Genomic DNA, 24,422 nt, shown 5'->3' on the forward strand with positions numbered 1-24,422 from the left:
AAACGGTCAACGATAAAGATATTTTTATGAATTTAGCATTGTCCTAAAAAGGGTAAGGCTTCACCTCTTCCGTAATTTCTTTCATTTTTTGTCATTTTAAATGTGCTACAATGGTAGATATAACAAACGTTGTTGTCCCAAAGGGCAACTATGTTTTGTTATATAATGTTACAAGCTTTTTTTAATTGTTCCAATCACCAATTAAAATTTTTGAATATTCGAAATTGGTTGTAATCAAGTTTGGTGTTTCAAATTCAGCTAAGGACGGATTATATTTTAATAAGAAAACATTATTAAAATTATCAATTGTCAATAAATCTGGATATTGATCTCCTGTGAAATCTCCAATGTAATAATCTTTGTATAAACTCCCATCGAAAACTTTAACAGGGTTTGATTTTCCATTAATTGTTTGACCATAAAAAGTGGTTCCATTGAATTTGTTGATAAAAATATCACCACTTAGATTTATCATAAGCAAATCGCTAATATTATCATTTGTCCAATCCGCTACAAAAAACGTAGAATACAATTCATTTATTCCGTTTGCAACAACTGGAAAGCTTTCATCATTAATTGTTTGACCATAAAAAGTACTCCCATTAAATTTAAGTGCACGCAATTCCCCTTGAGTATTTCTAACTATCAAATCAGATGTTCCATTTCCTGTCCAATTACCAACTAAATAATCTGTATAAGAGGTTTCCGAAAAACCGTGAGCGACAATTGGAAAGCTTTCACCATTAATAGTTTGACCATAAAAAGTACTCCCGTTAAATTTAAGTGCACGCAATTCCCCTTGAGTATTTCTAACTATCAAATCAGATGTTCCATTTCCTGTCCAATTACCAACTAAATAATCTGTATAAGAGGTTTCCGAAAAACCGTGAGCGACAATTGGAAAGCTTTCACCATTAATAGTTTGACCATAAAAAGTACTCCCGTTAAATTTAAGTGCACGCAATTCCCCTTGAGTATTTCTAACTATCAAATCAGATGTTCCATTTCCTGTCCAATTACCAACTAAATAGTCAGAATAAATAGCCAGATAAAAACCATTTCCAACAAGAATCCCATCACCTTTTAAGTCATCTAGAGTAGGATAATTAATTAAGTCTCCATTTTCTCTAATAACTATTAAGTTTTTGATTACCCTAGCAGATGGTTCATTATTTGCCGTATTTGCTTCTACAATAATATTTTTGAATTGATTATTAGAACAATTTGTAATTATTAATGAATTATCTCCAGATGATTGTTTCAGGTTATCAAATCCATTACCATTTGGAAAAATATTATTTCTAACATATGAGCACTCTCTTGGAATTCCCCTTATAGAAATGATTTTGTTATTGTTTGAGGTGAAGTTTCTATTATTATAAAAGACATTGTCTTCAATTATAAATGTCCCGGTAGATCCACCTTGTCCACCGTTCCCTGTACCGTGAGCATCAAAATGATGAGTTGTTTTTAAATTATCCAGTGATATATTTTGATCAATATATTGTTTGATAATAGGATCATTGTCATATTCAGCCAAAACAATATTACCTCTTGCTTCATAATGTGAATTAGATGTTATATTTGAAGAAGCAATGGCGTGTCTATTAAATAAAAAACGGTTATTTATAATTTCAACATTTCCACCATCAGCAACAGAAACACCATATCCATAGCCAATTACAGAACCTACTCCAAAATTATGATGAATGTAACAATTTTGTACTTTAATGTTGAAAGCATTTTTCACAAAAATTCCAACTTGATTAAATCCCTGAATTTTGCAATTTTGTATTAAAATATTTTGCAAGGGGTTTTGATTGTTTCCAATAATTTGTATTCCTCTTTGAAAAGCTGTGCTAGATAGTGGAGCTATAAAAGTAATGCCATCGATAGTTATGTCATTGTTTTCTATAATGGAAAAAGAAAAACTATTCTCTTTAAAAAAAGAAACGAATCTAGCACCATTACTTTTTATAGTAACACCTTGAGGAATGTTAAAAAATTCTCCTGATACTATGTCATTTTGATCAAATACAATTTCAACATCATTGGCAATACAAATAATTTTTGAAGTCATATCTCCTTGAACTCTTGCTTGCTCTATTTCATCAAGATAACTTAGAAAGATATTTTTCGAATCAGCCCCATTTGAAACTAAATAGTCACCAGTACAATTTGAATTAGAGGATTTATTACTTAGAAAACTATTTGAGTTTTTTTCAATTAGTTCAAAATCTTTTTCGCAGGAAGCTAAAAAAGCAAACATAATAATTAGCGTGCCTAGAATTGTTTTTTTCATTAAATATTTTAGTTATTAGTATTGCTTGTAACGGTCTCGGCTATGGGCAGTTACGCCCGCCTTGCCGCGAGGCAGGTGGTTTAGTATTTAACTTTGCAAGCCTGCCTGCCGGTAGGCAGATACGCACCGAGTTGGAAATTCCTGAGGAATTTCCAAAGTAGGCGAGAACGGCGCCATTACTTATAGCCATTGTTGTACACAGTTATTTTTATTCAATTGATTCTATTTTTACTTTAATTCGTTCAAGAAATGTTGGCATATCAACATTAAACCAATTTGGTCTAATAAATTTATCCCAAACAATAGCTTTGTCATATTCAGTTGCATTTTCACCAGTCATTAAATCAAATGATTCAGGATATTTTTCAATCCATCTAATTGCTAAACTTATTTCGTTATCAACATTATAAGAAGCTCGTTCTATAATTTTTTTGTTTTTACCATTTTTACTGTTATGGTAATCAGTTCTAAAATTACAATAGCAATTGTTTAATATTTCGTAAAGCTTTTCCCAATCTCCTTTATTCATAAATTCAGCCTTTAATATTATTTTCTGAAAAGGTCTTACTGAAATCACGAACTCTTTTATTGTTATCCAAAGATTCTCTATTTTCATATTCCGCCCACCACATTACATCTCTTGGGTCGCCTTTTGCAGATTCCAAAAATGATTTAAAACTTTCAATTCCGTTATTAGCTAAAAAAATTACACAGCGAATAATTCTGTCCGAATTCAAATAGTCATATTTAGTCAAATAATCTGTCAAAATTTTATTTGCAGTATCGAGGTCCGAATCAAATCGGATTTTCATTTCTTCAACAATATCTTTTGATAATTCTTTCAATTTTTCTATTCAGCGAAATGCTCGTCTTTAATTGTGTACAACACCCAAATATAAGCATTGCGGTTATTCTTATTTTAATTATGGCGGTTATCTAAATACTACTAAACAGGTAAATCGTTGTAATTCAAATAGTTTAATTATATTTATTACAATAATTATTTTTGTAAAGCGAATGTTATGTCATTAACCAGAAAAATATTGCCTGAATTTCAACAAAAACTTTCTTTACAACGTTATGCCACATCTTCTATAAAATCATACACAAATGCTTTAGCAAAATTTTTAACAGCCTTTGAAAGATCTCACTTAGAAAAAGTAAAAGAAAAAAATATTGAAAATTTCCTGTCCCATCTGCAAAAAACAGAGAATATAAGTAGTGCCTATCAAAAGCAAATTCTAAGCGCTATTGCCAAATATTATGAGCTGTTCCATTCCAGAAAATTAGATCTCAACTATTTATACCCAAAACGGAAACAAAAACCTTTACCAAAATATTTAACAAGAAATGAAGTGGTGAGATTGATCGCTGTTTGCGAAAATATAAAACACCAATGCATTATAAAACTTCTATATGGTTGCGGATTACGGGTTGGAGAGTTACTGGAACTTAGAATAAGTGATATTAATTCAAATAAGATGCTCTTACATATTAACATGGCTAAAGGTAATAAAGACCGAACTGTAAAACTGCCTAAAACGGTTCTTGCTGATTTAAGGACGTATTACAAAAGGTACAGACCTAAAGACTTTTTGTTTGAAGGACAGAATAAACCCTTTTATTCTGCAAAAAGCATTCAAAATCTCATTAAAAAGTATGCCCTTAAAGCTAAAATAACAAAAACGGTTACCCCGCATATGCTTCGCCATAGTTATGCAACTCATTTGGTAGAAAGTGGTGTAGATATCCGTTTTGTAAAAGAATTACTCGGACATAACTCAATTAAAACAACGGAAATTTACACACATATTCCCCATATCGTTAAATCCAAATTTATGAGCCCTATAGAGCATTTGAATTTGTAATTCTTATGATAGGTTAAGTATTCGGGCTATAAAATGGCGCTCAATTCTAAATGTGATCTATCCCAACCAGCCTTCGCGGTCCAGACTCCGGTACTGAATAGCTTCGGCTATATGAGTTCCCTCTACGGTGGGAGAAGCATCCAGATCGGCTATGGTACGGGCTACTTTTAAAATACGATCATAGGCTCTTGCAGACAGATTAAGCTTTTCCATAGCATTTTTAAGGAGTAGTAAAGAAGCTTCTTGCAGGTGACAATAGGTACGTATTTGCCGGGTAGTCATCTGGGCATTATAATGCACATTGGCCAGGTGTTTAAAACGATCGGTTTGGAAAGCTCTGGCCCGTATGACGCGCTCCCGGATCACTTTACTGGGTTCTCCGTTTCGGGTATCGGAAAGTTTTTCAAAAGGAACGGGGGTTACTTCTATATGAATATCAATACGGTCTAGTAAGGGGCCTGAGATACGGCTTAAATACCGCTGCATCTCCTGGGGAGAATTGGTAACCGGAGCATCGGGATCATTAAAATACCCTCCGGGGCTGGGGTTCATACTGGCTACCAGCATAAAACTTGACGGATAGGTAATGGTAAACCGTGCCCGGCTTATAGTAACTTCCCGGTCTTCAAGAGGCTGCCGCATTACTTCCAGAACACTTCTCTTAAACTCCGGGAGCTCATCCAGAAAAAGCACGCCGTTGTGTGCCAGGGAGATCTCGCCGGGTTGCGGGTACGCCCCCCCTCCTACCAGCGCAACATCGGAAATGGTGTGATGCGGACTCCGAAAAGGCCGGGCACTCATGAGTCCGGTATGTTGAATACGCCCTGCCACACTGTGTATTTTGGTAGTTTCCAGTGCTTCCTGTAAGGTCATAGGGGGTAATATACTGGGCAGGCGCTTGGCCAGCATAGTCTTTCCTGCGCCCGGTGGGCCAATAAGAATAATGTTGTGTCCGCCGGCTGCCGCAATTTCCATACATCTCTTTATACTCTCCTGCCCTTTTACATCAGCAAAATCATGCTCAGGAAAATCCAGGCTTTTGGAAAACTCTTCCCGGGTATTAATTATGGTAGGAGTTAAAGAACTCTGCTCATTAAAATAGGCTATAACCTCTTTTATGGTTTCTACCCCATATACCTCCAGATCACTAACAATGGCTGCCTCCCTGGCATTGACTTTAGGTAATATGAACCCTTTGAAACCTTCTTCTCTGGCCTGAATGGCAATAGGTAAGGCGCCTTTTATAGGCTGTAACCCGCCATCCAGTGATAATTCTCCCATTATGATATAGCGATCCAGTTCTGGTGCCTGTATCTGCCCGGAAGCTGCCAGTATGCCTATAGCCACGGTAAGGTCATAAGCAGAACCCTCCTTACGCATATCGGCAGGGGCCATGTTAATAGTGATCTTTTTTCCGGGAATTTTAAAACCGTTATTCTGTAAAGCAGCAGCAATCCGGTAATTGCTTTCTTTTATAGCGTTATCAGGCAAACCTACCAGGTGGTAGCCAATGCCTTTATTAATATTTACTTCTACGGTAACCGTGGTAGCATCTATTCCAAAAACGGCACTCCCGTAAACTTTTGTAAGCATAGGTTGTTTTTTGACAAATGTACTAAAGCCATCATAATTAACAGGAAATATACTATTTTGAATAACGATTTTTAACATTTAAAATAGCAGTCGCTTTTGTTTAAAAACACTTGCTACTTATTACTACTATATATTGGTCACATTATACCAAATGCTTCAAAATGATGTTGCTGCAATCAAGATATATGGAAATTAAGACATGTCGTCCTGTTTATCACGTCATCACGAATACCTTGTATTTAGGTCTAGTTAAAGAGACAATTCCTATCTATGCTTATACCTTTTTTTATATTGGTTTCAAGGTAGTGTCTGTAAAACTTAATGATCACGAAAACAATTTTACTGCAATAGATTAACTCTCCGACAGTATCATATGCTTTCCTGCTAAAAGGGTTAACTTTGTTTTGTATATGAATTGATAAAGGGATCAAAAAACAAAGAAAAAAGGAAGCATTAGGAGTAGTAACCTGTCTTTAAGATATGGATCATACAAATACTAAGACAAAGAACCACTGTACATTGCTTCTCTGAATGTTTCTACAGAATTCTGTAGAAACATTTTTCTGCCTTACTTTTAGTAAAAGAGACTATAAGAGATTCTAATAGTTACCAGAAAATAATACAACAAAATATTAATGAGGATTGATGCAGAAAAATGCTAATACCAGTATTATTGTGCAACTTTAAAAAAACTTATCGGGTACAATGCGTTTAAAGGTTTTTTCAAGTGTCAGAATAATTACAACTATCAGGTTACATAATGGCTGGTAGCATTAAAAGAACTTATTTTTTTACTCAGCTCTTGGGTATAGCGTATTTTTATTCTACTTCAATTGAAAAATTATCAACAAACAATTCGATATTGCCGGCAGTAGGATTTGCTGTTGCTCCAATTTGTACGCGTTCGTAAAAAGTGGGCTCCTGTAAAGTAAAGTTAATCCCTTCATTTAGAAAGACATCTCTAAAAATATCGGCATTTGGCATATTCATACCAGGCTCATTCAAAACTTGGGTTCCGTTAATAAGTAATCTGTTTAATCCATTTTCATTAGCTGACATGGTCATTTCCCATTCAACTGAGACCCACTGCTTTCTTGGAAAAGAAAAATTGGTTTGTTGTAGTGTTGCTGCTGATATTTTCCCTCTTTCTATGGATAGATAATCATTACCTCCGGACATAATGAGCCTGACTCCCGGACATTGATTTTCAGAACCAAAATTATCGCCAACACCCGGGTCCCAGCAAGAACAGCACTCCAGGTCAATTAGTAAGAGGTTCTCTAATGATTCATTACTATTTATATAGAAATCAGCTTTTATTGTTACCTTATCTCCTTCTTTTATATTTAATCCGTTTTTCTCGATGTCTATTTTTGATAATTGAGAATCTGATCGGTATGCAAAAAAACGAATGGCATTTTGCCCTTCTGAAAATTCACTATTAATAATCGAAATTTCGTTAGTAGCGTTTGAAGGATTGGTTTGCTGTATGGTTGACCATCTTGAACCATTTGAAGGAAAAAGTTCATCTAAAAAATTATTTTCAGTTTCAAATCCGTCCTGAAATATGAAGTTTTCGGTCAATGTTCTTTCTGTATCATTTTCATCTTTATTACAAGACACCAAAGCGATAAGTATCAGAACAAAAAATGAATATTGATGTTTTTTCATAAACATTTAACGTCCAGATTTTTGTCATATTATAACAGTCCTGACAAATGAACCATAAGGGGCTTGTGTATAAGCAGTAGCGGTATAAATACAACTACTTTTTGATTTACAAGACACTTTATCTGAATTAAAAACGGTTCGAGTCAAAACACAAACCGCTTTTGCCTGTATGCCATGTTGACCACCGTTTTTTTAAATCTGTTTTATTTCCCTAAAGATCTTTCTTTTTGAGTTCTCAAATATTTCTCCACCAAATTCTTCATTGTCCAATGAAATGGTCAAAATATCTTTTATCCCCATAATTCCAAATATGAATTTCAAGTAGGTTGTCTGGAAATTCATATGCTCATTCTTTTCGTTTTCTCCATAGCCCGTATCTCCTCTACTTGAAAGTATGAACATTTTCTTGTTATTAAGAAGTCCCACATAATCTCCATCGGGCTCCCCTGAACGAAATTTCCAGGTTTCATTAATTCTCATGAGTTGATCAATATAAGATTTTAATCCACTGGGAATAGACCAATTGTACATAGGTGTTCCAATAACGTATATGTTATGTTCTTTAAACTCTTTGACCAATTGGTCACTAAATCTAACGCCTGATTGATTTTTTTTTGTTCTGTGTTCCGGTTTGATGAACGCACTTGCAATCCATTTTTGATCAATAGCCGGAATTTCTTCCAATCCAACTTCCCGGTACGTAAAAATGTCGTTTGGATGTTTGTTTTTCCAGGTTTCTTCAAAAAGTTGTGTTAGTTTTCGGCTGTACGATCTTTCATTTCTTACACTAGCGTTGATAATTAATACTTTGTTCATATTTTTTGATTTTTAATTATGAAACAAAGTTCTGAATCAGAAAAGTGTAAAAAATTGATGTAGTTTAAGGTTCTTCGTTTTTTTTTCGGATTCGGCTCAAGAATTCGGGAGTAATTCCTAAATATGAAGCAATTAGGTAATTGGGTACTTTGTCTGCAATACTTGAATAATTTTCCATAAAATCCAAATAACGCTGTTCGGCATCAAACACCTTGTTAGCTATTATTCTTCTTTGAAGGCTTCCCAGATAATTTTCAAGGATGATCCTAAAAAAATGTTCAAGCTTTGGGATTTGCCGTAGCATTTCTTGAAAATGATCGTAGTGTATCTGCAGTAATTCTGTCTTTTCAATTGCCTGAATATTGTAAATTGAAGGCTTCTGTTTTTGAAAGCTCTCAATATCTGTTGCCCACCAATTCTCAATTGCAAAATACAGGATCTCCTCTTTTCCTGTTTCCGAATTTATACAAAAAACCTTTAATGCTCCGTTAACTACAAAATTATCGGTTCGGCAAGTTTCTCCGTTTCTCAACAGATAATCTCCTTTTTCGAGTATTTTCTCAGTCCAAAACGTTTTAATTAAATTTTCTTCCTCTACATTTAATTGAAGGTGTTTTGAAATGGATTTGATCAAAGATGCTTTCATTTAAATGGTTACCAGCGGTTTGAAGAAGTTTTATTATTTATAACTTGTTGTATGGTATTCCATATCTGAAATATTGAATAATAACTGGTCATGTAAAGAAACATTTACATTTATCTTACCTGAAGTTTTTCTTTCTATTCCTGATTCTTCTTTATTGTCTATTGTGAAATGTCCTGAGACATCTAATAATTCCCAATCTTCTTCATTATATAACCCTGCTTGTGTGGCTAATAAACTTCCTTTATATTCTTTAAGGGTAACTTTATTAATGGAAGAGGTCATGTCAAAATTATAGGTTCCAATTGGCATTTCCCATAGATCATTCTCAGAAATTAAATTTAGAATATAGCCATTGTTCGATACAAACTGATAATCTGTCAATAAAGTCTCTGGATATTCCATTCGACTGGTATAAATTGAATTAAATTTAAAACTACTGCTATTATACTCTATACTCTGCAAGTACGTTAATGCGCAGTCTATTGATCTGAATGAATTTAATTCAATAAAACCGCTGATCTCTTTTGTCTTTGAGGTGTTAACTTCATTCTCTAAATATAAAGTACCCTCAAAACCAAAACGAATGTCATTAGTGGCCGGGGCATAAGAGAAGTTAGTAATTTCTACGGAGGATGCAGGTTTAAAATTGGGAGTTAGATATAATTTAAAGGGGGTTAAATTCTCGGATGCCTCCCAACATTCTACTTTTTTTAATTCACCATTTTTTAATAATTCAAAGCTTAATCTATATTCTTTTTCTTCGTTTTTTAAAAGTGTATGAATAAAGATCTTATTACAATTAGTATTTCCGGTTATTAAATGATCATCCTCACCCTCACCAATATAAAAGTCTGAAGTACCTACTCTTACATTTAGAGTTTCTTGAAATTCCTGAGTAGAAACATCATCGTCTGCCCCGCAATTAACAAGTAAAGTTGAAAAAAAAATAAAAAAAAGAGATCTAATATTTCTCATAAGTATTCGTGATCGTTACTATTTCTGTTAACTTATCTTTAAACGTATTTTATTGCATTTACTTTTCTTTCAAATATACTTTTTTTAAAGTACATCAAAAGAATTTTCAACCTGGCAAATTAAGAATAAAAGATATAGGTGTATGTATGTGTAATATAGGCTTGGTGTAGGAAAACGCACCTAAGGTTTTGTGTTGGCGCGGTTACATATTTGGCACATACCCGAAGTGTTATATGGTTTGTATCAAACCAAACCATACCCCGCCGGTGATCTCATTTTGGGAGCGCTGGCAGCTTTATCATTATTCATGGGCGGTATCGGGAATATTCTAAAGGAAATTGATAACCTGTCAAAAAAATGGTATGAATACCGGTTATTACGTATTAGCATGTTAAATTCTTACAAAAAATAACAGGAAATAAAAATATTGCTTAAATTTTTTTATCTTACAAAAAATATAAGGTAAAGCTGAAGACCTTTTTAACTGTAGGCAATGAACTATTAATAAAAGCTTATGAAAAAAGCATGTCTTAACAAAAAACTAGCCCTTAAAAAAGATGTAGTATCCCATCTTGATGTTGAAACGATAAAAGGCGGGCAATTTCCCGATACTCTTTTTTGTCCTACTAACGGAGCTTTAAATTCGTGTCCTCCTCCCGGAGTTGCATGTCTGTAATGCAGGGAGCGTTAATTTCCTATTAAAATCACAATGTTAAAGATCATGAAAAAACAAGATGTAAAATGTGCCCTTTCTTTGAAAAAAGTACAGGTATCAAAACTAAAAACCGATCATCTCTACGGAGGTAGTAATCGCTGGTCAGTTGAACGACCCTGTGATACTATTACCGGAGGACTGGTAGGTACCTGTGCACCTCCGGGGCAGGGTTGCTTCTAAAATATGTTTAAAAGCAGGTACGGGTACCTGCTTTTTTATTTTTTATACTATCTGGCGCCGTTAAAAATGAAGCTAAAGTCTGTTTTAATGGTGTCGTTTTGATAAATAACCCTGGCGCCGCGATGACATTCGATACAGGAAGAGGTTTTCTGAAAATAGGTTTCTGCTACCGTATTTCCCAGAAAGAAAGGGGCATCCGGAGCAGTGTAAGGCCCATCTACTTTGTTCCACTGACTCCCTATAAGCCGGTAGTTGGCAAAAACAGAATTCATTTCCATAAGCTTTGCCCTCCATACCTCATTCACCTGTTCGGTACAAAAGTATATGGGATACGTGCGCATTACCTGGGTGCCAAAATCACTTCCTTTTTCGCCGGGTACTGATTGTAAATACCTTGAGGCGTAAGGAGCACTGTCACTCCAGCGATACATGACTTTGCCGTTTACGGTATCTCCTGCCACATGAGTGGGAGGCGTATTGGGTTTACAGTTCAGGCAATCTGGGTTATAAAAGGACCATTGGGTTTCCTGATCTGTCTGGGCTTGTTGTACATTATCGGGTACATTATCTATATGCTCAAATGTGCTCCAGATCCATTCGTCAAACTGACTTATTTTTCTAATTATATGTATCCCTACTAGCCCCAGGGTAGCTTCTACGGTAAATGCTTTTCCTGTAGCGCTGTTATCTGCCGAAACATAGATAATTGATTTTTGGTGATAATATCGCGAAAGGTCATCACCCCTGGCCGTGTCTAGTATTCGCCAGGTAGCTTTTATCTCCATAGCACCCGGTGTGCTATCTGAACTTATGGGCATTTGAAAAGAGCGGTCATTAGCATCGTAATAGGCTTTGATACCTGCTTTGGTAGTCAACCCGTTACCGGTAATAAATGCTTCTTCTTCGGGATTGATCCTTTGCTCAAAAACGGCAAAGTTCCCGTTTCTGTCTATGATCGGGTGCCCGTCTGCCTCTAAAAAATCGGAGGCCCCGCTTGCTACGTTGGGAGCTTTAGAGTCTAGGTAGAAAAAACGGGCACTATCGCCATTGGCTTTATCTGCGGCGGCTCTTAGAGCCTCTGTATTGGATTCAAAGATGCTGTTCACATCGGTGTAATGTTCCCAAACGCGAAGTGCTCCGGGCGTATCTGTAAAAGAACCAACGGGAGCCCCTCCGGCATCTGCCGGCCAGTTAAGCGCTACAAAACTCTGCCATGAGAACATATCAAACGAAGGCTGGAACTCAGGGCTCAAAACGGATGTATAACCATTCATAAAATTGCCGTCTTCACTGTTAATATTGAAAACGCTGTTCGGGAGTTGCGGACAAAAAGTATTGGTCTGATCAGGACAAAAGTGTATTTTATCAGGAGCAAAACAGGGAGGCGCCGCATGATTTACGGCCAGATAGGCTTCTTCTTTTTTACCTTTGCAGGCTATTACACAAGCTGCAATAACAATGATAATTATTCTTTTCATTTTAAGTAGGTTTTAGACTACTATAAAATAAAGAATATTTGTTTTAATATACTAGGGTAGAAATACGTGTTTTCTAAATCTTAAAATATATTAGATACCGGGGAAAAAGTCTTGCTCATCTGCATTAATGCTTATGAGCTTGTTCTGTATCCCGTAAATCACAAGGCCCGCCGTATTTTTAGACTCTGTTTTAAGAAGTAAATTGTTTCGATGTCCCTCTACCGTTCTGGGACTAATAAAGAGTTTTTCAGCAATTTCGCCGGTGGTATATTGTTTACAGATAAGTGATAGTACTTCCTTTTCGCGCTTGGTAAGCGAATTTTTTTCCATATCACCTTTAAACGATCTTTCTTCGTTTAACAGGTCTTCATGAATGATACGCATTACATGCTCGTCGTAGTGAAATCCTTTTTTCACAACCTCATTAATGGTATGTACCACTTCTTTAGGGGTCGCATTTTTTATAAGATAGGAAGAGGCCCCTACTTTTATCATATTGGCGATAAAGGTTTTGGTATTGTAACTGGTAAGCGCAATTATATTGATCTCCGGAAATTCTTTTCTAATGATCTTTGTGGCCTCAACGCCGTTAAGTGCCGGCATTTTCAGGTCCATCAAAATAACATCGGGTTTCATTGATGCTTGTTCCAGGTGTTGTATGAGTTCTTCTCCATCACCCGCTTCAAAAACTATTTGGAAATTGGGTTCTCTTTGCAAAAGAAATGAAATTCCTTTACGAAAAAGTATTTCATCATCTGCCAATGCTATTTTAACTTCAGGTTCATTCATAATTTATACATAGATCCATGCCTTCATTCCTTTTCCTAAACTGCTATCAAATTTAATGGTTCCTTTTAACAATTCTGCACGACTTTCCATATTTTTAAGACCTAACCCCTTTTTGAGGCCTTCATTTTCAATGGTAAACCCTACCCCGTTATCTGCATATTCAAAGCATAATTTCCCAGCTTCTGTGGTTGCGAAAATCTTTATCTGGGTAGCATTTCCATGCTTTAACGAGTTGTTTATCAATTCCTGCAGAATTCTGAAAACATGTAGCTGTTCGCGTTTATCAAGCTTTTCAAAACTACATTTTATTTTCTTTTGAACTCTCATATTTTTTAACGATGCCACCTCAACACACAATTCCTGAATAGCAGCTTCCAGTCCAAACTTTTCCAAAACGGGTGGCAGTAGATCGTGCGCAATTCTTCTGGAGCACTCCAGCGCTTTTCCTGTCATTTCTATAATTCCTTCTGCTATTTCTTTTTGTTCTTCTTTGGTGAGTTTATCAGTATCATACAATAAGTGAGAATTTAGCGAGACCACATTCAATTTGGCACTAATATCATCGTGAAGGTCCCTGGCAATACGCTTCCTTTCTTTTTCCTGTGTGAGTATGGTAGCGTGTAATAAAGCCTTTTGATGGCTTATTTCCATATCGCGTTTTTCCAGTTCTTTGAGAATGATCTTTTTTCTTGAGAAATAAAAAAAAACGATGACAAGGGCCGACATAAAAAGCAACAACACCACCACCAGTAAAATAGTTGTGGTAATCAGTCTTTCTTCATTGAAAAATTCCTGCGCCATTCGATAAATATTAATAACTGATATATCAGATACAAAACACTGTTAAGTATCCATATGAGTTTGTTCTGAGATCTGTCCAGCAAATTTGTAAGGTTGGCAGTAACAAAAATTAAGGTACTACTCACCAAATACAATAAAATACCTGCATTCACCAGTAAAAACTTTTTTCTGCCATCCAGTAATTTATAAAAATAAGCTACGGAATAGGCAATAAGTACAATAGAGGTAGAAAGCATACCCGGTGCATTAAACCGGTTCAGTATATCTTCTGTAAATATATATTGTAAGATTAGTAAACACAAAGCAAGGATACAGAACCATGCAATGATCTGTTTAAACAAATGAGAGACAAACAACTCTCTAAAGAAAAAGCTCAACAACACAAATTGCGATACAAAATACACGTGTGAAAGGAACAGGTTATTTGCCCCGGAACGTGCCAGATAAATAGCGGTTATTTGGATACAAAAAATAACCAGTAAATAAAAACTGTATATTTTAAAAGCTTTCCCTCTTGCGGAAAAGCTTTTAAAATACAGTATGATATTAATTAACAACAGTATATTGGCTGCTGAAGATATCCATTGATTTACTGACATTAATAATGTAATTCAGGATCTTTTTAGTTAAGAGGACTGGTCTTATCGCATTCCGGCGGACAAGGCTCGGTAAAATCAAAAATACCATCATCTATAACATCGCCATTACCATCACCATGTAGGGGTTTTTGATAGATAATATCGGTGCCATCTTTCCTTACTCCCACCAGTAAAAGTTTTTCTACGGGTTTTTTAGGATCGTCATCATCTACGGCAAGATAGGCTCTTACATTAGCTACACCCGGTTCTTCCATAATAGCCTTCAGATCACCCATAGGAATTAAAAAGGCTCTTATTTTATGATGTTTATTGAATGTACCCTGTACTTTTCTCCAACATTTGGTCCATTTAATGGCTGTTTTTAAGGGAATTGTTTTTGGTCGTTTTTTCATACTTATTAGCTTTAAAATTTTATGATGATTATTGTGTAAAATGTGAAAACAAAAGTGTGTACTCTTAGAAATGATTTCTAAACTTCTTCAAATTTAATATAAAAAAACAGAGATATAAAACTGTAAAAACGTAAAGATACTTTCTTATAAAACGATTTTTAAGTACGGGTACTTAGTACAATTGATTATTTATAAGTAGCACAAAAAAAAATTATATGAAATATTATTATTTATATAAAAAAGCCGTTTTTCAAAATTGAAAAACGGCTTTTTTAATCAATTTATACGAATCTTCCCGAAAATATGTTTTTTGTTATTCCATAACAGTAAACTCAATAAGAGAAGTATTATACACCCTGTGGGTTTGTTTTTTAAAATCTTCTTCTTTGGCTTTAAATATGTTTTCTACAAAGGTTTGCGGATTTCTGTCAATTAAAGGAAACCAGGTACTCTGTATCTGTATTTGTATTTTGTGACCTTTTTTAAAAGTGTGGAAAACATCTTGTAACTTAATATTTACAGGCGTTATTTTTCCCGGTACAAAAGGCTCCGGCTTTTCAAAACTATTCCTGAAACGTCCTCTCATCACTTCACTTCTTACCATCATATGGTAATTGCTCATTTTAAGATACTTTTGGGTTTCTTCATAATCGGGAGCATCAGGAGGGAACACATCGATCACTTTTACGATCCAGTCTGCATCTGTTCCGGTTGTGGCTACCTGCAGTTTGGTCATTATTTCCCCGGCCATAGTTATGTCTTCTTCCAGTACAGGCGTTTCAAACACTAATACATCGGGTCTCCGCGCTGCAAAACGTTGATCATCTGTCATGTACTTACGGGGTGTGAATACCATTTTTACATCTTCTGAATAAGGTACCGGTTTCGCCGGATCGCTCACAAACTCCTGAAATGACAGTTCACGAGTAGCTACCTGACCCAAGCGCTGCCCTTGTTGAAGAGAATAGGTTTGTTTTTTGGTGTTTTCCGGAGGCCATTGTGCAAATTGTTTCCACTCATTTTTTCCGGTATCAAAAACATAGGCTTCCGGCAGGCCCGTATCCTCACTGGCATTACCTTTCAGGAAATGATTAAAAAAACGGGTCTCTATATCTTCCTGATAAAACTTTGATATATCATCTCCAAAATATACATTACCAATAGCTTGCCTCTTTTTGGTTCTGGCCCAATCGCCATGACTCCACGGCCCCATAACCAGAGTATTGTAGTTTTTACTTCTGTTCTCAATACTCTTATACGTTTCAAGTGGCCCGTAAAGATCTTCTGCATCAAACCATCCCCCAACTACCATTACTGCGGGCTTGATGTTTTCCAGGTGCTGAATAATACCTCTGGATTTCCAGAATTCATCATAATTAGGGTGATTTTTAAGTTGTTGCCAGAAAACATTGTCTTCTTTATAATATTGATCAAGATTACTCAAAGGCCCGGCATCCAGAAAAAACTGATATTGATCTTTCGTGCCTAATTCCGGAAATTCATACCAGGATTGTGTTACCGGCTCGTTTTTCTCATAACCAAAAACGGCGGTAGCACGCCAATAACTTAACAAATAGGCACCGTTGTGGTGGAAATCGTCAAAGAAAAAATCGCCTATACAGGCCTGAGGCGACACTGCTTTGAGTGCAGGGTGCGCATCTAACAATGAATAGGTAGCATAAAAACCGGGATATGAAATACCCCATACACCTACATTTCCATTGTTATTAGATACATTTTTTACGAGCCAGTCAATAGTATCATAGGTATCTGAAGCTTCATCTACCTCTTTACGCTTTTTACGCGGTATATATGCCCGCATATTATCATAAACCCCTTCACTGTTCCAGCGCCCTCTAACATCCTGATAGACTATGATATTTCCTTCTTTCATAAGTGTACTGTTAGGACCTATTTGGGAACGAAAAGCATCCGGGCCATAGGGGCGGCTGCTGTAAGGAGTACGCTGTAAAAGTATAGGGTATTCTCGTGAGGTATCTTTAGGACTGTAAATAGTGGTGTGTAGCCTAATACCATCTCTCATGGTAATAGAAACTTCTTTTTTAGTATAATGGTCTTGAACATTATAATCTGCCTGAGCATATACGAAAACCACACAAAAAAAAGAAAAGAGTGTAAAGATCTTTCTCATAATTAAAATTTGAATTAGTGCTCTAAATATAGTGTTTACCTGTGGATAGGCCGTTAGTTTTAAAAATTACTTAACACTATTTTAAGAAAACTGATGCGCGAGCCATTTGAAAATTATCGAGTCCTGTTTCCAACCATTTAACATATGTTTGTTTATCGGTATATTGTTCAGGAGTATTTAGAAGTCGAAGCTCCGGACTTAATAAGACATAATACGGCTGTGAAGCGGTTTGAAAGTTCAACGCCTGAAAAGTAGCCCATTTATCACCAATAGTCTCTATGGTTTTTATTCTGCCGTTGGGCAATTTAAAATTAAATTGTTTTTCTTCTTCAAGTGGTTTCCGGTCATCTACATACAATGAAATAAGCACAAACTTTTCTTTGAGAAGGTTATAGACCTTAGGGTCGCTCCATACGTTCTCTTCCATTTTTCTACAGTTTACACAGGCCCAGCCTGTGAAATCTAATATTATGGGTTTATTTTGAACACGAGCTGCTTCGAGGCCTTTTTCAAAATCTTTGTAACAATCCAATCCTAAAGGGCAGTCACTTTCCTGTTCAAAAACACTATAAAATTCTGGAGGAGGAAAACCACTGAGTAAACGTAGAGAGCTTACTTTGGTAAGGCCGGCAACCAGATACACTACAAAGACCACGGTTACCAGGGCCATGATCACTCGTCCTTTGCTGAGTTTACTTTTAGGACCGTCGTGCGGGAACCGGATCTTACCAAACAGATACAGGGCCATAAAGATGAATATGACTACCCAGAGGCCTATAAACACCTCATGTTTCAGCAATCCCCAGTGCGAAACCAGATCGGCATTGGAGAGAAATTTAAACGCAAGGGCCAGTTCCAGAAAACCTAATACTACTTTTACTGTATTAAGCCATCCTCCTGATTTTGGAAGGTTATTGAGCCAGTTTGGGAACAATGCAAACAGGGCGAACGGAAGTGCCAGTGCTAAACCAAAACCGGTCATACCCATTGAAAGGTTGGCAGCAACATCACCCTGAGAGAGTGCCGTGCTCCCTAACAACCCTCCTAAAATGGGCCCTGTGCATGAGAACGAAACAATAGCCAGTGTTATTGCCATAAAAAAGATACCTAAAAAACCTCCCACATTGGAAGCCGAATCCATTTTATTTCCCCATGACGTTGGCAAGGTAAGCTCGTAATACCCAAAAAAGGAAAAGGCAAAAAACACAAAAATGACAAAGAAAAAAATGTTCATCCACACATTGGTGGAAATATTATTCAGTATTTCGGGTTGAATACTATCCAGAAAATGAAACGGAAGACTTAAGAGAAAATAGATTAATACAATAAAAGAACCATATAAAGCAGCGTTGCGTATTCCTTTGGTACGGTTGGCATTTTGTTTGGTAAAGAATGATACGGTAAGAGGTATCATGGGAAAAACACAGGGCGTTAATAAAGCCAGGAGCCCTCCTAAAAACCCAAGGGCAAAGATCCCGAGCATCCCACCGCTGTTAGTGGTGTTTACCTGGGTGCTCGATAATAACTCTGTATTTTGAAGGGGGAGCTTGAGACCCGCTGCCAATTGCTCGCTTTTTTCATCTACGGTTTTGTCAGAAATCGCAACTGCATCCCCTTCTAAATTAAAGGCAAAATCGTAATCATTAAAAATACATAGCTCATCATCACAGGCCTGATATTCAACAAATGCCTTTATCACATTTACTGAAGGGTCCAGCAGTTTTATGCGTTGGGTAAAGGTGGCCTGTATATCAAAAAAAGAAAGTTCAATTTCAAAAACATTGTCATATTTGGTAATGGGTGTACTTTCTACCACCCCTCCTATCAGCTCTAATTTGCCATCACTGGTATCAAAAGTAAACTGAGTGGGAATGGGGCCCATATCTGGCGGCTCTTGTATGGAGTACAAGTGCCATCCTTCTTTTATTGATGCGGTAATAATGACATCATATTCTTTTTCAGATATTTTCTTAACTGAGGTACTCCAGGATACCGGATCTTGCTGAGACCATGCAACTATGCTAAAAAACGTAAAAAGGAACCCTATGATTTTTTTCATTTTTGCAATTGTATTTTGAGTATTTCCCTGGTTTCTTCAGTAATCCGAAATCGGTTATCTGCTCTTCTGCCAATTACCCACACAATGTCTTCTCCTGAACATAATAACCATTGTTTTTCCTTTGCAGGAAGGCTTAATTTTTCGTCTTTAAAAAACTTGCTAAGTTTCTTTTTTCCAGACATCCCGAAAGGGTAAAAATAGTCAGCTATTTGCCATTTCCTTACTACAAGCGGAAAATTTAACTTTTCTTTATCAACATAAATAATATCCCTGCTTTCGTTCTGAAGTTCTTTTACCGGCTTTAAAGTTATATTGATAGGTGCTGAAATGACCTTATCATTTTCCTGTATTAAATACTCTTGTTTATACTCATGGATCTCCAGGGCTTCTATCAATACAAAATCACGGTCTTTAACCATACGGTGTGTAGCAGAGAACACTTGTTTACCGCTTTGCGCATCAAGAAGATGGAAGACGTCTTTCCACTGTGTAAAGCCAAAGTCTTTAAAAAGTTCATATAAAAATGCTTCTCTGGGTTTTAATTTTCTGAGAGATGCCACCGGTACTTTGATCATACCTTCTTCTTTATGAAAAAGTACTGATCTGAACTCACTGATGTATAATTTAAGTATATCGGCACTCCCTCTTAAATAGCTTTGCGTTGTTTTGAAGTTTTCCAGAAATGAGGGTGCCAGCTCTTTAAGTCTGGGAACTACTTCATGCCGGATTTGGTTCCTTAAATATTTGGTTTCTTTATTACTGCCATCTTCCCTCCATGCTAATTTATGCTTTTGGGCATACGCCTCTATCTCTTTTTTGGAAAACGGCAACAAAGGACGCCGTATGCTCTCATTTCGGGCGGGTATGCCTGCCAGGCCCTCAAGCCCGGTACCGCGTGAAAGATTAATAAGAAACGTTTCCAGGTTATCATCGAGATGGTGCGCGGTAAGGAGTAAGTCATAGCCCTGTTCTGTCAACAGCTCTTGAAACCAATGGTAGCGAAGTTCGCGAGCAGCCATCTGAACTGACATTGACGCATGTACTGCTGCTTTGGTATCAAAACGTTTTACATGCAACGGTACCTGTAGGATCTCTCCCAACCTGCGAACAAAAGCTTCGTCATCATTGCTTTCCGATCCTCTTAATCGAAAGTTACAATGCGCTATGGAAAAACTGAGATCTGCCTGTTTACACAAATGTGCAAGTACCACACTATCTAACCCTCCGCTTACCGCTAACAGTAGTTTTGAAGTGATGATCTCCGGAAAGTGCTGTTCTATATGATCTATGAAATGTTGTTGCATTGGGTAAGTATCCAGTTTAGTACAGTATCAAGAACGTTTTCTTTCTCCAAATCATTATGCAGTTCATGAAATCCGTTTTCGAAAAGTGCCATTGTAACCTTTGGCGATGCCGATGCGAATGCTTTAGTGGCTTTGTGATCTATGATCCGGTCTTGGGTACCGTGAATTGCCAGTACGGGTACTTCCAGTAAATGAGCATTATGTAATGCCCATTCTCCTGCCTCCATAACCGGAAACGAAAAATTAGGGCTCACTCTGTTATGAACCAGTGGATCGTTTATATATTTATTTATTTCTTTGGGATCTCTGGACAACGCATTGGTATCCAGATCTAATGGCATGGTGATACCCGGTAATATATTTTTTAGTATTTTTCCTATAGAAATTTTCCAGGAAGGCGGTTGAAAGGCCAGTCTGAAAAACGGACTGGATAGTATGGCTCCTTTTACCGGAGGTGTTCTTTTTAAAAGGTAGTTAGCTACCACATTACCTCCCATACTATGACCATATAAAAATACGGGTAACTCAGGATAGACATCCCTCGCTTTTTGGAAAACGGTATCCACACTTTGTATTAGAGCATCATAATGAGGGCAGTGTCCTCGTTTTCCTTCGGTTTTTCCATGCCCAAAATGGTCAAATGCTATAACAGATGTGTCTGCGCTTAACAGCCTGGGAACTACATAAGAGGCATATCTGCCGGAATGTTCTCCCATTCCGTGAACCAGGATCACTACTCTTTTAGGTGTATTCCCAAACCAGTGAATACCATGAAAGCAGGTATTTTCAAGAATAAAAGTAAAAGCCTCCTGTTGCATATCACAAAGATACTATAGAATTTCCATGAAAAATATTCCTTGAAAATACATTGTTTTTTCTTTAACAAAGTTGTAACAGCTATGATTCCAGTACTTCTTTCATAGCCCGGGCTTTTACCAAACACTCTTCATATTCCTTTTCAGGAAGGGAAAGCGCGGTAATAGCACTCCCTACCGAAAAAGATACATATTGCTTTTCATGGTTGTAAAGAATACTTCGTATAACTACGTTAAAATCAAAATTGTTATCGGGTGTAAAATATCCCACCGCACCACTATACAGGCTTCTTTTGGTTACTTCTAACTCTTCAATAAGCTTCATTGCCGATATTTTGGGGGCTCCGGTCATGCTGCCCATAGGAAATGTGGTTTTTAACAGTTTTGATAAGGGTAAAGACTGGTTTACACGAGAAGTTACGGTAGATATCATTTGATGTACCTGTTTAAAGGTATATACCTTACAAAGTTCTTCTACCTTAACGCTCCCTTTACCGGCTGTTCGGGAAAGGTCATTGCGAACCAGATCAGTGATCATTATATTTTCTGATCGTTCTTTAGGGTCTTGTGCAAGCGTATCTTTAAGAAGTTTATCTTCAGTAGGGTCTGCAGAGCGGGCTGCCGTACCTTTTATAGGTTGTGAAACTACCCTGTTCCCTTCTTTTTTTAGATACCGCTCCGGTGATGCCGAGAGCAAATACAAATGTCCCAGTTTTAGGTACGTGGCAAACGGCGGGGTCGATATACTATTAAGATGTAAAAAGGTTTCCAAAGCATCTATCGTTGTATCTTCGGAATAAAATTCCTGACAAAAATTGGCTTCGTAAATATCTCCTCTGTAAATATGCTTTAGAAGCTCCCGAACCTTTTGCAGGTATTGATCTTTATGAAGTCGTCGTTTTATTATAACTCCGTTGTTTTTACGGGCACTCTCTTTTATTGTCGGGATATTTTGTATTTCCTCAAGATCTGAATCCATTTCATCTTCCACCATTCGCAAATACTGTAACTCCAGTTCTTTACCACGAAGTATAAACAGTTTCCTGGGCTGAAAGAAATACAGGTCTGGAAAATCAAGGCCGTCATAATTGGCAGAAGAAAGGGGTTCGGTATCGTTTTTAAGGTCATATGACAGGTATCCGAACAGCCAGTCTTTTGTGGTTTGCTGATATTCACTTAATTTATTAAATGCATTTTCACTATCGGTTTTTATAGCCGTAAATGCATCTACTGCCAATACGGCATCAAAGCTGCTGTACTGCTCTGTATAATCATTTGAATCCAGCCACAATACTTCCTCATGTTTCCGGGCCCAGTACAATAACCGGTGTTTTAACCCTTCTGTATCAAAAACAGGGAATCGTCTCGAAATACGCAAATTCAGGATGAAATTTTTGAAACAAATAAAGCAAGGGCCTCATTAAAAAGCTGTTCGTATTCTTCATTCACAATACGACTCTCTTCTGATGAAAAATTATGATTAAAAGAAGGTAATGAAAAAGTGCTCACTACTTCTCCTCCTGCATTCTCTAGTAAATGAGCAGCTATATCTCTGGATTTCTCAGCACCGCCCTTTCCGGGAGAAGTACTCATAAGAAATATTTTCTTGCCTTCCAGAAAATATCGGTCAAACCGCGACAACCAGTCGATAAGGTTCTTAAAATACGCCGAAGGGGTGTGATTATGCTCATTAACCGATATGATAAACGCTTTGGCTTTCTTAAAATCTCCATGCAATTCTACCAGTGAATTGGAAAACCCTTTTTGTTTTTCCAGATCCTGACTGTACAAAGGGAAAGGATAGTTTATCATGTTAAGGATTTGTATCTCTGCTTCATGTATCTGTTGACTTGCGTACTTAACCAAACGGAAGTTAATGGAAGTGGAGGAGTTGCTTCCCGCAAACGCTACAATGTTATCCATAGATCTTTACTGATTTTCTCTGTTAAATTAAGGTGAATAAAATCTTTTTTCAAAGATAACCCGTATGTATTTAAGATCAACTATGTAAAATATCACAAATTTATCTACTTTTGCAGCAGTTTAAAAATCAGCCACATATACCCATAAAAACAACATAAACTTGTGAAACCAAATCAGGAAAGATTGTATTTTATAGATGTCATGAGAGCCTGGGCTATTCTCATGATGCTTCAGGGTCATTTTGTAGATGGCCTGCTGGATCCGGTTTTTCGTGATGATAGTAATATGTTGTACTCCACCTGGAAGTTTTTCCGCGGAATTACGGCTCCTGTATTTTTTACGGTTTCCGGCTTTATTTTTACATACTTATTAATACGCGAGGAAAAAAACATCTCGCTTTCCATAAATCCCAGAATACGAAAGGGGTTTAAAAGAGGGCTCATGCTAATAGGAATTGGCTATTTATTACGATTAAATCTTTTTGGGCTTTTTAGCGGAGTGCTTTACGACAGCTTTTTTATGATAGATGTGCTTCAATGTATTGGACTTTCTATCATTTTCCTGACCGGTATCTATATGTATAGCCGTCAAAAAAGACCTAACCTGCTCCCCACCCTGCTGGCTGTTTCGGCTTTGGGTATTTTTTTATTCGAGCCTGCCTATAAAAGCCTGACATTTTCTTTTTTACCCGATATGATCGCCAATTACTTCACCAAAGTAAATGGCTCTGTTTTTACTATTTTTCCCTGGTTTGGCTATGCTGCTATTGGCGGGTTCATGGCAGTGATCTTTAGAAGAAGCCTTACCACCAGGCATCTATACACCAAAGCCATTATAGGGTGTTCTGCTGCCGGGATTATGCTTACCTTCTTTTCCTCTCTATTTTTCTTATATCTGTTTAAAATTACCCAGTTACAACTTTTTGCAGATATTTTCAATAATAATTACCTGTTCATACGGTTAGGTAACGTACTTATTGTTTTTGCCGTTTTTATGATCCTTCGGAATCTGATAACTTCCAAACTTACGTTAGATATTGGCAAAAGCACTCTCTATATTTACGTAATCCATTTTGTTGTTTTATACGGCAGCTTTACCGGCCTGGGGCTTTATAAATTCTTTCACCATTCTGTAAACCCCTGGGTTACCGTTATTGGCGCCTTATTGTTTATGATAGTAGTTACCTATTTATCCTTACAATACGGCCGTAATAAAGTCTTTATTCTTTCTCAGATATCTACCTGGTCAAAACAAGCCGGTATCTCTACCGTAAACTCCATGAGAGGGCTTCCTGTTCTGTTCCTGCGTTTAAAGGAGAGAATACAAAACCGCTAAATACCTTTA

General features: G+C 36.8%; 23 protein-coding genes. 4 read left to right on the plus strand and 19 right to left on the minus strand.

The window, feature by feature from the left end; translation table 11 throughout:
- Nucleotides 1-181 precede the first annotated feature (181 nt).
- The 3 genes from WAO84_RS10935 to WAO84_RS10945 form a co-directional block, all read right to left on the minus strand.
- A complete protein-coding gene (locus tag WAO84_RS10935; RefSeq protein ID WP_340065757.1) occupies nt 182-2,302 on the minus strand; it encodes a right-handed parallel beta-helix repeat-containing protein in 2,121 nt (706 codons plus the stop codon).
- A 208-nt stretch (nt 2,303-2,510) separates the two neighbouring features.
- Complete coding sequence (locus WAO84_RS10940) at nt 2,511-2,831, minus strand: hypothetical protein (RefSeq protein WP_340065758.1); 321 nt, start codon at nt 2,829-2,831, stop codon at nt 2,511-2,513.
- 4 nt (nt 2,832-2,835) lie between these two features.
- Complete coding sequence (locus WAO84_RS10945; RefSeq protein WP_340065759.1) at nt 2,836-3,147, minus strand: hypothetical protein; 312 nt, start codon at nt 3,145-3,147, stop codon at nt 2,836-2,838.
- Nucleotides 3,148-3,324: 177 nt separating this feature from the next.
- On the opposite strand from WAO84_RS10945, the gene xerA reads away from it, so the two are divergent.
- Entirely contained in the window at nt 3,325-4,170 is an 846-nt protein-coding gene (xerA, locus tag WAO84_RS10950; protein WP_340065760.1) for a site-specific tyrosine recombinase/integron integrase, read from the plus strand.
- A gap of 57 nt (nt 4,171-4,227) precedes the next feature.
- Here xerA and WAO84_RS10955 read toward each other — a convergent pair whose 3' ends face one another.
- From WAO84_RS10955 to WAO84_RS10975, 5 genes are all read right to left on the minus strand, one after another.
- Nucleotides 4,228-5,763: a YifB family Mg chelatase-like AAA ATPase gene (locus tag WAO84_RS10955; protein ID WP_340065761.1), complete on the minus strand. Its 1,536-nt coding sequence runs from the start codon at nt 5,761-5,763 to the stop codon at nt 4,228-4,230.
- 819 nt (nt 5,764-6,582) lie between these two features.
- Nucleotides 6,583-7,434, minus strand: a complete 852-nt coding sequence (locus WAO84_RS10960) for a hypothetical protein (RefSeq protein WP_340065763.1) — start codon at nt 7,432-7,434, stop codon at nt 6,583-6,585.
- A gap of 192 nt (nt 7,435-7,626) precedes the next feature.
- Nucleotides 7,627-8,250 (minus strand): FMN-dependent NADH-azoreductase, encoded by a 624-nt coding sequence (locus tag WAO84_RS10965; RefSeq protein WP_340065765.1) that lies wholly within the window; start codon nt 8,248-8,250, stop codon nt 7,627-7,629.
- Between the two features lie 64 nt (nt 8,251-8,314).
- Nucleotides 8,315-8,896, minus strand: a complete 582-nt coding sequence (locus WAO84_RS10970) for a Crp/Fnr family transcriptional regulator (RefSeq protein ID WP_340065767.1) — start codon at nt 8,894-8,896, stop codon at nt 8,315-8,317.
- Nucleotides 8,897-8,929: 33 nt separating this feature from the next.
- Entirely contained in the window at nt 8,930-9,871 is a 942-nt protein-coding gene (locus WAO84_RS10975) for a hypothetical protein (protein ID WP_340065768.1), read from the minus strand.
- A 514-nt stretch (nt 9,872-10,385) separates the two neighbouring features.
- Here WAO84_RS10975 and WAO84_RS10980 point away from each other — a divergent pair.
- Together WAO84_RS10980 and WAO84_RS10985 are read left to right on the plus strand one after the other, a co-directional pair.
- Nucleotides 10,386-10,547, plus strand: coding sequence for a hypothetical protein (locus WAO84_RS10980; protein WP_340065769.1), 162 nt, complete (start codon nt 10,386-10,388; stop codon nt 10,545-10,547).
- Between the two features lie 45 nt (nt 10,548-10,592).
- Nucleotides 10,593-10,766: a hypothetical protein gene (locus WAO84_RS10985; RefSeq protein WP_340065770.1), complete on the plus strand. Its 174-nt coding sequence runs from the start codon at nt 10,593-10,595 to the stop codon at nt 10,764-10,766.
- A gap of 47 nt (nt 10,767-10,813) precedes the next feature.
- Here WAO84_RS10985 and WAO84_RS10990 read toward each other — a convergent pair whose 3' ends face one another.
- From WAO84_RS10990 to WAO84_RS11040, 11 genes are all read right to left on the minus strand, one after another.
- Nucleotides 10,814-12,244, minus strand: a complete 1,431-nt coding sequence (locus WAO84_RS10990) for a hypothetical protein (protein WP_340065771.1) — start codon at nt 12,242-12,244, stop codon at nt 10,814-10,816.
- A 90-nt stretch (nt 12,245-12,334) separates the two neighbouring features.
- Nucleotides 12,335-13,033: a response regulator transcription factor gene (locus WAO84_RS10995; protein ID WP_340065772.1), complete on the minus strand. Its 699-nt coding sequence runs from the start codon at nt 13,031-13,033 to the stop codon at nt 12,335-12,337.
- 3 nt (nt 13,034-13,036) lie between these two features.
- On the minus strand, nt 13,037-13,834 hold the full coding sequence (locus WAO84_RS11000) for a sensor histidine kinase (protein ID WP_340065773.1): 798 nt from the start codon (nt 13,832-13,834) through the stop codon (nt 13,037-13,039).
- Nucleotides 13,801-14,433, minus strand: a complete 633-nt coding sequence (locus tag WAO84_RS11005) for a hypothetical protein (RefSeq protein ID WP_340065774.1) — start codon at nt 14,431-14,433, stop codon at nt 13,801-13,803. The genes WAO84_RS11000 and WAO84_RS11005 overlap by 34 nt, the downstream gene beginning before the upstream one ends.
- Before the next feature lie 23 nt (nt 14,434-14,456).
- Nucleotides 14,457-14,825 (minus strand): hypothetical protein, encoded by a 369-nt coding sequence (locus WAO84_RS11010; RefSeq protein ID WP_340065776.1) that lies wholly within the window; start codon nt 14,823-14,825, stop codon nt 14,457-14,459.
- Between the two features lie 313 nt (nt 14,826-15,138).
- Entirely contained in the window at nt 15,139-16,977 is a 1,839-nt protein-coding gene (locus WAO84_RS11015) for a CocE/NonD family hydrolase (protein ID WP_340065778.1), read from the minus strand.
- Nucleotides 16,978-17,053: 76 nt separating this feature from the next.
- On the minus strand, nt 17,054-19,036 hold the full coding sequence (locus WAO84_RS11020; RefSeq protein ID WP_340065780.1) for a protein-disulfide reductase DsbD family protein: 1,983 nt from the start codon (nt 19,034-19,036) through the stop codon (nt 17,054-17,056).
- Nucleotides 19,033-20,340, minus strand: coding sequence for a tRNA lysidine(34) synthetase TilS (gene tilS, locus WAO84_RS11025; protein WP_340065783.1), 1,308 nt, complete (start codon nt 20,338-20,340; stop codon nt 19,033-19,035). Before tilS ends, WAO84_RS11020 begins: the two co-directional genes overlap by 4 nt.
- On the minus strand, nt 20,322-21,158 hold the full coding sequence (locus WAO84_RS11030) for an alpha/beta hydrolase (protein ID WP_340065784.1): 837 nt from the start codon (nt 21,156-21,158) through the stop codon (nt 20,322-20,324). Before WAO84_RS11030 ends, tilS begins: the two co-directional genes overlap by 19 nt.
- A 79-nt stretch (nt 21,159-21,237) precedes the next feature.
- Nucleotides 21,238-22,533, minus strand: coding sequence for an anthranilate synthase component I family protein (locus WAO84_RS11035; protein WP_340065785.1), 1,296 nt, complete (start codon nt 22,531-22,533; stop codon nt 21,238-21,240).
- A gap of 2 nt (nt 22,534-22,535) precedes the next feature.
- On the minus strand, nt 22,536-23,078 hold the full coding sequence (locus WAO84_RS11040; RefSeq protein ID WP_340065786.1) for an NADPH-dependent FMN reductase: 543 nt from the start codon (nt 23,076-23,078) through the stop codon (nt 22,536-22,538).
- Nucleotides 23,079-23,240: 162 nt separating this feature from the next.
- On the opposite strand from WAO84_RS11040, the gene WAO84_RS11045 reads away from it, so the two are divergent.
- Nucleotides 23,241-24,413 (plus strand): heparan-alpha-glucosaminide N-acetyltransferase domain-containing protein, encoded by a 1,173-nt coding sequence (locus WAO84_RS11045; protein ID WP_340065787.1) that lies wholly within the window; start codon nt 23,241-23,243, stop codon nt 24,411-24,413.
- Nucleotides 24,414-24,422: the final 9 nt, after the last annotated feature.

Origin of the sequence: Ascidiimonas aurantiaca (assembly GCF_037646345.1) — a bacterium.
In the GTDB taxonomy this organism is placed as follows: domain Bacteria; phylum Bacteroidota; class Bacteroidia; order Flavobacteriales; family Flavobacteriaceae; genus Ascidiimonas; species Ascidiimonas aurantiaca.

Excerpts from the sequence above, each read along its gene's own strand:
- WAO84_RS11030 (WP_340065784.1), bottom strand. The coding sequence starts at position 21,158 with ATGCAACAGGAGGCTTTTACTTTTATTCTTGAAAATACCTGCTTTCAT.
- WAO84_RS10985 (WP_340065770.1), top strand. The coding sequence starts at position 10,593 with ATGAAAAAACAAGATGTAAAATGTGCCCTTTCTTTGAAAAAAGTACAG.
- WAO84_RS11010 (WP_340065776.1), bottom strand. The coding sequence starts at position 14,825 with ATGAAAAAACGACCAAAAACAATTCCCTTAAAAACAGCCATTAAATGG.
- WAO84_RS10975 (WP_340065768.1), bottom strand. The coding sequence starts at position 9,871 with ATGAGAAATATTAGATCTCTTTTTTTTATTTTTTTTTCAACTTTACTT.
- WAO84_RS10940 (WP_340065758.1), bottom strand. The coding sequence starts at position 2,831 with ATGAATAAAGGAGATTGGGAAAAGCTTTACGAAATATTAAACAATTGC.
- WAO84_RS10965 (WP_340065765.1), bottom strand. The coding sequence starts at position 8,250 with ATGAACAAAGTATTAATTATCAACGCTAGTGTAAGAAATGAAAGATCG.
- WAO84_RS11005 (WP_340065774.1), bottom strand. The coding sequence starts at position 14,433 with ATGTCAGTAAATCAATGGATATCTTCAGCAGCCAATATACTGTTGTTA.
- WAO84_RS10990 (WP_340065771.1), bottom strand. The coding sequence starts at position 12,244 with ATGAAAAGAATAATTATCATTGTTATTGCAGCTTGTGTAATAGCCTGC.
- WAO84_RS10970 (WP_340065767.1), bottom strand. The coding sequence starts at position 8,896 with ATGAAAGCATCTTTGATCAAATCCATTTCAAAACACCTTCAATTAAAT.
- WAO84_RS10955 (WP_340065761.1), bottom strand. The coding sequence starts at position 5,763 with ATGCTTACAAAAGTTTACGGGAGTGCCGTTTTTGGAATAGATGCTACC.
- tilS (WP_340065783.1), bottom strand. The coding sequence starts at position 20,340 with ATGCAACAACATTTCATAGATCATATAGAACAGCACTTTCCGGAGATC.
- WAO84_RS10935 (WP_340065757.1), bottom strand. The coding sequence starts at position 2,302 with ATGAAAAAAACAATTCTAGGCACGCTAATTATTATGTTTGCTTTTTTA.
- WAO84_RS11000 (WP_340065773.1), bottom strand. The coding sequence starts at position 13,834 with ATGGCGCAGGAATTTTTCAATGAAGAAAGACTGATTACCACAACTATT.
- WAO84_RS10995 (WP_340065772.1), bottom strand. The coding sequence starts at position 13,033 with ATGAATGAACCTGAAGTTAAAATAGCATTGGCAGATGATGAAATACTT.
- WAO84_RS10960 (WP_340065763.1), bottom strand. The coding sequence starts at position 7,434 with ATGAAAAAACATCAATATTCATTTTTTGTTCTGATACTTATCGCTTTG.
- WAO84_RS11040 (WP_340065786.1), bottom strand. The coding sequence starts at position 23,078 with ATGGATAACATTGTAGCGTTTGCGGGAAGCAACTCCTCCACTTCCATT.
- WAO84_RS10980 (WP_340065769.1), top strand. The coding sequence starts at position 10,386 with ATGAAAAAAGCATGTCTTAACAAAAAACTAGCCCTTAAAAAAGATGTA.
- WAO84_RS11015 (WP_340065778.1), bottom strand. The coding sequence starts at position 16,977 with ATGAGAAAGATCTTTACACTCTTTTCTTTTTTTTGTGTGGTTTTCGTA.
- xerA (WP_340065760.1), top strand. The coding sequence starts at position 3,325 with ATGTCATTAACCAGAAAAATATTGCCTGAATTTCAACAAAAACTTTCT.
- WAO84_RS11020 (WP_340065780.1), bottom strand. The coding sequence starts at position 19,036 with ATGAAAAAAATCATAGGGTTCCTTTTTACGTTTTTTAGCATAGTTGCA.